Origin of the sequence: Aeribacillus composti (assembly GCF_007827555.1) — a bacterium.
GTDB lineage: Bacteria > Bacillota > Bacilli > Bacillales > Aeribacillaceae > Aeribacillus > Aeribacillus composti.
In genome coordinates this window covers 1-2126 of the sequence record NZ_VISS01000070.1, presented here as the reverse complement: position 1 = coordinate 2126, position 2126 = coordinate 1, and the positions used below count along the sequence as shown (strand labels likewise).

4 protein-coding genes are annotated in these 2126 nt (G+C 33.7%); 3 read left to right on the top strand and 1 reads right to left on the bottom strand.

The features are described 5' to 3' along the window. The first annotated feature begins 81 nt into the window (after positions 1–81). The 3 genes from FB379_RS18930 to FB379_RS18270 all read left to right on the top strand — a co-directional run bounded on the left by FB379_RS18930 (position 82) and on the right by FB379_RS18270 (position 1586). Complete coding sequence (locus tag FB379_RS18930) at positions 82–432, top strand: hypothetical protein (protein WP_242009375.1); 351 nt, start codon at positions 82–84, stop codon at positions 430–432. A gap of 594 nt (positions 433–1026) precedes the next feature. After that, positions 1027–1299, top strand: a complete 273-nt coding sequence (locus tag FB379_RS18275) for a hypothetical protein (RefSeq protein ID WP_094245391.1) — start codon at positions 1027–1029, stop codon at positions 1297–1299. Between the two features lie 89 nt (positions 1300–1388). Beyond that, on the top strand, positions 1389–1586 hold the full coding sequence (locus tag FB379_RS18270) for a hypothetical protein (RefSeq protein ID WP_130158591.1): 198 nt from the start codon (positions 1389–1391) through the stop codon (positions 1584–1586). Between the two features lie 234 nt (positions 1587–1820). Here FB379_RS18270 and FB379_RS18260 read toward each other — a convergent pair whose 3' ends face one another. Beyond that, on the bottom strand, positions 1821–2024 hold the full coding sequence (locus FB379_RS18260; protein ID WP_144598580.1) for a DNA-binding protein: 204 nt from the start codon (positions 2022–2024) through the stop codon (positions 1821–1823). Positions 2025–2126: the final 102 nt, after the last annotated feature.

Genomic DNA, 2126 nt, shown 5'->3' with positions numbered 1-2126 from the left:
CACCCACCTTCTCCCATTTATGGGAACTCTGATTCTAAAAGTGGCTCACTTTTGAAGTGATCGCTCTGGCTCAATTTATTATTGACAAAAACAATATTAGATGGAGGATGCGGGAATCGACCGTTTCGCTGCGAATGCGGCATGTCTCTCCGATATCAGTACATTGTAACCCATAACAAGCAAAACAAAACATACAAACTAGGGGAAACGTGTTTAGGAAACTATACCCGTTTAACACCAGAAATTATTCGGGATATTAAAAAAGGTTTTCATACGGTACATCTAGAACGAGATGAACTGCTCCTTAAAATTTTTCGTGGCGAGGAAACAAACATAAAAGAGTTTGCAGGAATTGAAATCCCACAATCTTATCTCGAGCAAATAGATCATGACATACCACTTTTAGATAAACAGCTGAAAAAAACTTCATGATCAACTTCGTGCAAAGAGAATAGAAGAACAGCAAAAACAACGTCAAGTGGAAAGAAAGCGGCAAAAGGAAATCCTTTACCAAAGTCGTCAACGTAGAGCAACTAAGGCGCACACCGTCTCATACTATTCGTACCATTCCTCACCCAAAACCCGTTCGCATCTTTGTATTTCCTATGAAGAATTAATTGAACGACATTTAAATGAATTAAAACAAATACGTGCAAAAGAAAAACTGATTTCAGCAGGATTAAAGAAAGATTGGGATACAATCCAAGACATTGTTCGAGCAGCTAAAAGAAGAAAAGAGTTTGATTACGGTCTATTTAAATTACTGTTGAGTAATTTGAAAATATCGTTAAGAATAGAATAAATCTTTAATCAAGCGGAACTTTAAAAGAAATTTTTATAATGCAAAATAGATAGGGTATCTCTGTAATGTATTTTAAATATAATAGAGGGGATGTTTTCTACACAATATTTAGTCTACTGTGTGGAAAGGAAGAATACCTTTTATATTGTAAATTGTAACGTTTTTCAAACAGTAGAGCATGATAATATGAAAACATGTAAATTCTTACTTTTAACTAATAGGAAATGGAGTTTATTAGTAAAAAAGAAATAGAAGAAATAATTGATGAGTTAACAGGTGCATTTCATTCTTCCATCAAAAAAGAGTTAGATGATATTGAGGATATAGAATATAAAATTACTACGGATTCTATTAGAATTAAACAAGAAGTTCCAGATCATTCAATTCTAGCAAGTACAGTGCCAAGCGAAAATAAGTCCCAAGTTGAAAAAGTGGTATTTTTTACCGAGAGTATTTGTAAAGGCGTCAAGGATATTTTTCAAAAATTCACGTTTTGAGTGTGTTTAAAGAAGCGATAAGAATTTTTATAAAGTTTATCTTCATTCATGAATTGGTTCATGTAAAACAATTTAAAAATGGTATGACAATGGAAGAATATCGCAGAACTAAATACAAAGAGAGTGAATTCGAAAAAGAAGCTAATGAGAAAGCAGCAGAAATTTTAAGTAGGGATGGAGAGTTCCAAAGAGAAATAGTCAGTATTATAAACAACAATAAACCCACAGATATTTATGTTGTTGAAGAGCTTTCAAAGCTTTATGAAGATTCCTTAGCTCAGCAATGAGAGCATCACTTTGACAGGGTGGAGGTCGCTAGTTCGAGCCCAGTCGGAATAATCATTAAAAACCTTGGTATGACGCGGTTTTTGTGAAATACAAGAATCGCATTTTTCTTGTGCGTCCGGCATGGATCCATTCTATAGGGTGAGAGGCACGAACCATGAAGGCAGTTGTAGAGTTAGCTTTAAAATAGAAAAACCTTGAAAGGCTTGTAACCAATCAAGGTTATTTAACGCTTTTTAATTGCTATACTTGTTTATCCAATCTATAATGTCTTGTTCTACATGTAGATATTCATCTGGACTATCTTTTAAATCAATTCCGGAAACAATTTGTAAAAGTTCCCAAACAGTTTCATCTGATATATTTGGCTCATCCTGCATTACATATTTTGAAGCCCAATCTGCTACTTCTTCTCGTGTTAGCTTTCCTTGTAAAATCATTTTTAATTTATTAACTGTAGATGAGCAAATTCACTAACATAAATTTACATCCGAACAAAAAAGGAGACATGAACCCGATTCCTTGATTAGAATAGATGTGTC